This is a genomic window from Streptomyces sp. OR43 (assembly GCF_008042275.1).
Taxonomy (GTDB): domain Bacteria; phylum Actinomycetota; class Actinomycetes; order Streptomycetales; family Streptomycetaceae; genus Streptomyces.
On sequence record NZ_RDBK01000116.1, the window covers coordinates 1 to 8,080 of the forward strand.

An 8,080-nucleotide genomic window follows, 5' to 3' on the forward strand; every position below is an offset into this window, starting at 1 on the left:
CGGCTGTTCACGTCCACCGGTCAGTGGTTCGGGTTCGGGCCGGAGCAGGTGTGGACGATGTTCCATTCCTACGCCTTCGACTTCTCCGTCTGGGAACTGTGGGGGCCCCTGCTCCAYGGCGGACGTCTCGTCGTCGTCCCGTTCACGGTCAGCCGCAGCCCGGAACAGTKCCTCCCCGCCGAAGACCACGTACTCCAGAGCCAGGCGGTCGCCCAGTTCCGGGTTCTCGGTGTCGGCCTGGATGAGCTGGTAGAACGCCGAGGGAGTCTGGTTCAGAACCGTCACCCGTTCTTGGACCAGGAGGTCGAGGAACTGTTCCGGGCTGCGGCTGACCGTGAACGGGACGACGACGAGACGTCCGCCGTGGAGCAGGGGCCCCCACAGTTCCCAGACGGAGAAGTCGAAGGCGTAGGAATGGAACATCGTCCACACCTGCTCCGGCCCGAACCCGAACCACTGACCGGTGGACGTGAACAGCCGCACCACCTGCTCGTGCGCGACCACAACACCCTTGGGCCGGCCCGTAGAACCAGACGTGTAGATGACGTAGGCGGGGTGCTGGGGCAGCAGCGGCGACACACGCTCGTCCTGCGCCAGGTCACCCTCCGCACGACCGGCAAGGTCCGCCATGGTCTCCGGGCCGTCCAGGAGGAGCCAGCCGTCCCCGTTCAGGTCATCGGCGACCTGGGTGGTGGCGATGACCAGGGCAGGGCCGGCGTCTTCGAGCAGGTAGGCGATGCGGTCGGCCGGGTAGGACGGGTCGACCGGCACGTAGGCCGCACCCGCCTTCAGCACACCCAGCAACGCCACGACCATCTCCGCCGAACGCGGCAGAGCAACCGCCACCAACGACTCCGGACCCACGCCCCGGTCCACGAGCACCCGCGCCAGACGGTTCGCCGCCGCATTCAGCTCCCCGTACGACAACGACACCCCCTCCCACGACACCGCAGGAGCCCCGGAGACAATCTGTGCTTCGAAGGCGTCAACCAGCGAAAGGCCGTTACTGACCGGCAGTTCCAACGGTGCTGTCCAGGTCCCGATGAGCGCGTCCCGCTCATCACCGGAAAGAACCGGCACCGTTCCGATCCCACGGCCCGGATCCGCAAGCAGCCCCTCCAGCACCCGTACGAACCGCTCGCCCCACACCACAGCCGTGGACCGGTCAAACAGGTCCGCGTTGAACTCCAGAGCGCCCCGCAGACCCGCGGCGCCACCATCGGCACCACGCACCCCGGACAGGTGGAAGACCAGATCGAACTTCGCCGCACCCGTCGCGGCGGACTCCGGTGCCACGCTCAGGTGGGGCAGCTGCTCGACCGATTCGAGGGCGGCCTTCTGCTCGTCGTTGTTCCACTCCAGGACGGTCTGGAACAGCGGGTGGCGTGACATCGAGCGCTCGGGGTTGAGTACTTCCACCAGCCGTTCGAAGGGAACGTCCTGGTGTGCGTACGCCGCGAGGTCGGTCTCCCGGACCCGGGCCAGGAGTTCGGAGAACGTCGGGTCCCCGGACAGGTCGTTGCGCAGGACCAGTGTGTTCACGAAGAACCCGACCAGATCCTCCAGCGCGTCATCCGTACGGCCCGCCACCGGCGAACCGATCGGAACGTCCTCTCCGGCACCCAACCGGAACAGCAACACTGCCAACGCGGCCTGCACCACCATGAACGGGCTCGCCTGATGCTCCCGAGCCACCTCCTCCACCCGCCGGTGCAGCTCGGCAGAAGTCTCCAGCGGGACCGAGTCTCCTCGGTAGGACGCCTGCGCAGGGCGCGGACGGTCGGTGGGCAGCTCCAGCTCGGCCGGCAGTGCTTCCAGCGCCTGCTGCCAGTAGAGGAGTTGCTGGGTCAGGGCACTGTCGGGGTCATCCTCTGAGCCGAGGATCTCGCGCTGCCAGAGGGTGAAGTCGGCGTACTGCACCGGCAGCGGCGCCCAGGCCGGTGCCCGGCCGACCGTGCGGGCCGCGTAGGCGGTGGTCAGGTCTCGGGCCAGAGGGCCCATCGACCAGCCGTCACCGGCGATGTGGTGGATCAGCACGAGGAGCACGTGCTCCTTGGGAGATATCTCGAACAGCCATGACTTCAAAGGCAGTTCGGTGGCCAGGTCGAAGCCGTGGCGCACGGCCTCCGCGATCCGGTCCGTGAGTTCGCTCTCCTCGACGCGGACGACGACCGGCTCCGGGCGTGCCGCAGCCGGGTCGAGTACCACCTGGTGTGCGCCCGTGGGCTCCTCGGCGAACACCGTGCGCAGGCTTTCGTGCCGGCTCACGATGTCCACCAGCGCGGCCCGCAGGGCCTCGCGGTCCAGTGTGCCGGTGAGACGCAGCGCCGTGGGCAGGTTGTAGGTGGGGCTCGGCCCCTCGAAGCGGTTGAGGAACCAGAGGCGCTGCTGGGCGAAGGACAGCGGGATCCGCTCGGGGCGCGGCCGTGTGGTGAGGGCCGGGCGGGGGCCGTCGGCCGAACCGAGCGCGGTGGCCAGGCCGGCCACTGTCGGGGCCTCGAAGAGGCGGCGCACCGCGACCTCCACGCCGAGGGTGGAGCGGACCCTGTTCATCAGCCGGGTCGCGAGCAGCGAGTGGCCGCCGAGGTCGAAGAAGCTGTCGTCGATCCCCACCTCCGGCACGCCCAGCACTTCGGCGAACAGCGTGCAGAGGATGTCCTCCTGCGGGGAGCGCGGCCTGCGGCTGGTCGTGTTGCCGGAGAGCTCCGGCGCGGGCAGGGCCTTGCGGTCCAGCTTGCCGTTCGCGGTCAGCGGGAGCACGCCGATCTCCATGAACACGGACGGCACCATGTAGGCGGGCAGGTGCTGGGCAAGACGCGTGCGCAGCGCCTTGGGGTCGACTGCGGTCTGTGCGCGGGGCACGACGTAGGCGACCAGGCGCCGGTCGCCGGGGCGGTCCTCCCGTACGATCACGGCGCTCTGTGCCACATCGGGGGCGTGGTCCAGCGCGGCCTGCACTTCGCCCAGTTCGATCCGGAAGCCCCGGACCTTGACCTGGTCGTCCGCGCGGCCCAGGTAGGCGAGTTCTCCACGGTCGGTCCACCGTGCGAGGTCACCGGTGCGGTACATGCGGTCGCCGGGCGCGCCGTACGGGTCCGCGACGAAGCGCTCCGACGTCAGACCGGGGCGGCCGAAGTAGCCGCGGGCCAGGCCGGGACCGGCGAGGTACAGCTCGCCCTCGACGCCACGCGGCGCCGGGCGCAGGGCCGAATCAAGCACGTACGTCCGGGTGTTGACGATCGGCCGGCCGATCGGGGGCGTCGTGTTCCCGGTCAGCGGCCCGCTCATCGTGGCGCAGACGGTCGCCTCGGTCGGCCCGTAAGCGTTGAGCATGCGCCGGCCGCGGGACCAGCGGTCCACCAGATCGGCCGGGCAGCTCTCGCCCGCGACCGCAAGGGTCTTTACCGAGACCATGGCGTCGTCGGAAAGAGACGGCAGCGCCGACGGAGGCAGCGTTACATGGGTCACCCGCTGCTCGGCGAGCAGGGCGGCCAGCGGTGCGCCCGGCATGAGCCGCTCCTGCGGCGCCATCACCAGACAGGCACCGGCCAGGAGCGCCATGCAGATCTCCGACACCGCGGCGTCGAAGCTGGGTGAGGCGAACTGCAGGACCCGGCTGTCCGGTTCGACGACGAAGGCGTCGATCTGCGAGGCGGCCAGGCCGGGCAGCCCGGCGTGCGAGACGACGACACCCTTGGGCCTGCCGGTGGAGCCGGACGTGTAGATGATGTAGGCCGGGTGCCGGGGCTCGGGCGAGGTCCCGGGCGTACCGGCGGACCCGTGCCCGGGTGAGGTCGCGGGCGTACCGGCGGACCCGTGCCCGGGTGAGGTCGCGGGCGTATCGGCGGACCCGTGCCCGGGTGAGGTCGCGGGCGTATCGGCGGACCCGTGCCCGGGTGAGGTCGCGGGCGTATCGGCGGACCCGTGCCCGGGTGAGGTCGCGGGCGTATCGGCGGACCCGTGCCCGGTGGACGCTTCATGAACTGCTTCCGCGTCGATCAGGAGGCGCGGTACGTCGGGTGATCCCAGCCGGCCGTCCAGCGCGCTCGTGGTGATCAGGAGCCCGGGTGCCGCGTCGCCGAGCACGTACGCGATGCGGTCGGCCGGATAGTCCGGGTCCACCGGCAGATAGGCGGCGCCCGACTTGAGGACGGCGAGCATCGCCACGACGAGTTCGGCGCAGCGCGGCAGCGACACGGCCACCGCTCGTTCCGGACCGAGCCCGGCGGACTGCAGCCGATCCGCCAACCTGTCCGCACGCTCGTCGAGTTGGGCGTAGGTCAGCACGTCACCCTCGAAGGCGACCGCCTCCGCGTCCGGGGTGCGCAGCGCCTGGGCGTGGAACAGCTCCGGCAGGGTTGCCGCGGGCAGCTCGCGCACGGGTCCGTTCCCGTCCGTACCGAGCCGGTCCCGCTCGGCGGGAGTGAGCACCTCGATCCGGCCCAGCGGTGTGCCGGGCTGCTCGGCGATGCTCTCCAGGACCCGTACGAGACGCTCACCGATCGTCCGCGCGGCGGCCCGGTCGAACAGGTCGGGCCGATGGTCGAGGCGGAAGGAGAGCGCACTGCCGGGCAGCGCCACCAGAGCGAGCGCGTAATGGGTCGCGTCGCGGTTCGTGGCATCGGACAGACGCAGCCCCGACGCCCCGGCGAGCTCGCCGAGGGCGTCGGCGTCGAGCGGGTAGTTCTCGAAGACCATCGAGGTGTCGAAGAGCGCACCCATGCCCATCAGCTGCTGGATCGCGGCCAGGCCCGTGTGCTGCTGCTCCAGAAGGGCCGCCTGGTCCCGCTGGATGCGACGCACGAAGTCGGCCACGTCCTCGCCCGGGTTGATCCGGACACGCAGCGGCAGCGTGTTGATGAACAGACCGACCATGTCCTCGACCCCGGCCAGGTCGGCGGGCCGGCCCGAGACGGTGACGCCGAAGACCACGTCGTCGCGCCCGGTGAGCTGCCCGACGACGATCGCCCACGCCGCCTCCACCAGCGTGTTCAGCGTGACACCGCACGACCGGGCCTGGGCGGCGAGCGCCGCGGTGGCCTGCTCGGAGAGGGCCAGCTCCACCCGTCCCGGAGCGCTCCCGGGACCCGGGTGCGGCGGTCCTGCCAGCGTCGGGCCTTCGAGGCCGGACAGCGCCTCCCGCCACGCGGCGTGCGAGGCGTCCTGGTCCTGGGCGGCGAGGCGGCCCAGATAGTCACGGTAGGGGCGCACCCGGGGCAGCTGGTCGGCGCTCCCCGGCGCCGCGTAGAAGCCCAGGAGTTCCCGTACGAGGATCGGGAGCGACCAGCCGTCGAGCACGATGTGGTGGTTGGTCAGCACGAGCCGCCACCGGTCGGCGGCGAGCCGGATCAGGACGTAGCGCAGCAGCGGCGGCCGGGCGAGATCGAATCGTGCCCGGTACTCCGCTTCCAGGATCCTCGCCGCGTTCGCCGAGCGCTCCGGCTCCGGCAGGTGCGTCAGATCGACCTCGCGCCACGGCAGCGGCACATCGGCGACGACCACCTGCACCGGCCGGCCCGCAGCCGTCCTGCGGAAGGAGGACCGCAGCGCCGTATGCCGGGCCAGGACCAGGCGGGCGGCCGTCCGCAGGGCCGCCACATCGAGTGTGCCCTCGATGTCGAAGGCCAACTGGGCGGTGTAGAGGTCGGGTTCGGAGTCGTCGTCGTACGCGCTGTGGAAGAAAAGTCCTTCTTGGAGGGGCGACAACGGCAGTACGTCGACGACTCGTGCCCCCTCGGAGAGACCCGCCTCGTCGTCCGACGGCGCGGGCACCGGTGTGCCGCCCGCCCGCACCTCGGCCTCCAGCGCCTCGATTTCCGACTGGGTCACCTCCGCGAGCGGCACGTCGGACGGCGTCAGTCCGCCGGCGCCGGGGGCCGCGCTGTGCCTGGCCAATGCGCCCAGCGCGTCGAACCAGCCGTCGGCCAGTTCCCGGACGCGCTCCTCGTCGAGGAGCTCGCCCGCCCAGGTCCAGGTCGCGACCAGTTCCGGCCCGTGCGGACCGTCGTGGGTGGCCGCGTTGACCTCCACCGTGTGGGCCAGGGCCAGTGCGGGGTCTTCGGAAGCGCCGGTCAGCGGCGCCATCGTCCAGTCCGCGACACGGCTGTCCGCCGCGACCGCGCCCGGGGCGAACCGGCCCAGGTAGTTGAAGCCGAGCTGTGGGCGGGCGCCCGTTTCCTTCAGCGCGGGTGCCGTCCTCGGGTTGAGGTGGCGCAGCAGCCCGTATCCGATGCCCTTGTCCGGCACCGCCCGCAACTGCTCCTTGACGCGCTTCAGCACGGCCCCGACGTCCGGGCCGCCGGCCCGCGCACCCACGGTGTCGTAGGCGTCGGGGGCGAGCCGCACGGGGTAGATGCTGGTGAACCACCCCACGGTGCGCGACACGTCGGCGCCGGGATCGATCTGCTCCGCCCGCCCGTGCCCTTCGAGGTCGACGAGCACCTCGGCGGCTGCCGGGCTTCCGTGACGGCGCCGCCATGCGGTGGCGGCCATCGCGAACCCGGCGAGCAGGACGTCCTCGATACCTGCGTGGAACCGTGCGGGCGCTGCCCCGAGCAGGGCCTCCGTGACGGTTGCGGGAAGCCGCAGCTCCAGGCTCCGCGCGGTGGCGAAGGTGTCACGTGCCGGATCGAGGGCGCGGTCGGTGAGCAGCGGGTCGGGAGCGGCGAGCGTCGCCTGCCACAGGTCCCGCTCCTCCTCACGCGCCGGGGTGAGCGCCGCCGTCGTGAGCTTCTGCGCCCAGCTGCGGAACGACGTGCCGACCGGGGCCAATCCGGGCTCGCGCCCCTCGGACACGGCCTGCCAGGCCTCTTCCAGATCCTCCGCCAGGATGCGCCAGGACACCCCGTCGACGGCCAGGTGGTGCACGACCAGCAGCAGCCGGCCCTGCCGCCCGGGACCGCGGTCGAACCACACGGCCCGCACCATGGCTCCCTCGCGTGGGTCGAGGCGGCGCCGGGCCGCCTCGCCCTCGGCGGAGAGGGCAGCCGGCAGTGCGTCGTCGTCCATCCGCGAGGCGTCGACCCGTCGCACACAGGAGTCCGCCGCGACCGTGCCCGGGGCCGTGACCTCGAGGGACCAGCCTTCGGGCGTCTCGGCGGCGTGCATCCGCAGACGCAGCGCGTCATGGTGGTCGAGGAGCGCCCGGACGAGGGCACACAGACGCTGCTCGTCCAGCTCGGAAGGCGTGTGCAGGACGACCGACTGGTTGAACTGGGCGACAGACCCGCCGCGTTCGGCCAGCCAGTGCATGACGGGAGTGAGCGCCAGCTCGCCGACTGCGGGAATGTCCTCGGGCGCCGCGGCCTCGTCGCCGCTTCCACCGACGCCCGCCGCTGCGAGGGCCTCGACCGTCTTGTGCTCGAAGATGTCACGGGCCGAGATGGTCAGACCGGCACGCCGTGCCCGGCTGACCAGCTGGATGGACATGATGCTGTCGCCGCCGAGGTCGAAGAAGCTGTCGTCGATCCCGACCTGGGGAACGCCGAGTACCTGGGCGAAAGTTGCGCAGAGGACTTCTTCCTGGGGGGTTCTGGGGGCGCGGCTCTGTGGGGCGGTGGTGAATTCGGGGTCGGGCAGGGCTTTGCGGTCGAGCTTGCCGTTGGCGGTCAGGGGCAGTGCGTCGAGGGTGACGTAGGCGGCCGGGACCATGTAGTCGGGGAGGGTCTGGGCGAGGTGGGTGCGGACGGTGTTGGTGTCGGGGGAGTCGCCTGTGAGGTAGGCGATGAGGCGGTTGTCGCGGACGATGACGGCTGCCTGCGCGATGCCGTCGAGGCCGGTGAGGATGGTTTCGATTTCGCCGAGTTCGATGCGGTGTCCGCGGATCTTGACCTGGTGGTCGGCGCGGCCGAGGTATTCGATCTCGCCATCGGTGGTCCAGCGGGCGAGGTCGCCGCTGCGGTACATGCGCGTTCCGGTCGGGCCGTAGGGGTTCGCGACGAAGCGTTCGGCGGTGAGGGCCGGGCGGTTGAGGTAGCCGCGGGCGAGTCCGGCACCTGAGACGTACATTTCGCCGGGGACGCCGGGGGCGGTGGGCTGGAGGGCGGTGTCCAGGAGGTAGAGGTGCAGGTCGGGGATGGGT

At 71.4% G+C, this 8,080-nt stretch carries 1 protein-coding gene; it reads right to left on the minus strand.

The annotated features are described in order from the left end of the window. Positions 1-8,080, minus strand: an 8,080-nt coding sequence (locus EAO72_RS41425; protein ID WP_148022544.1) for a non-ribosomal peptide synthetase, incomplete at both ends; no start/stop codon positions are given.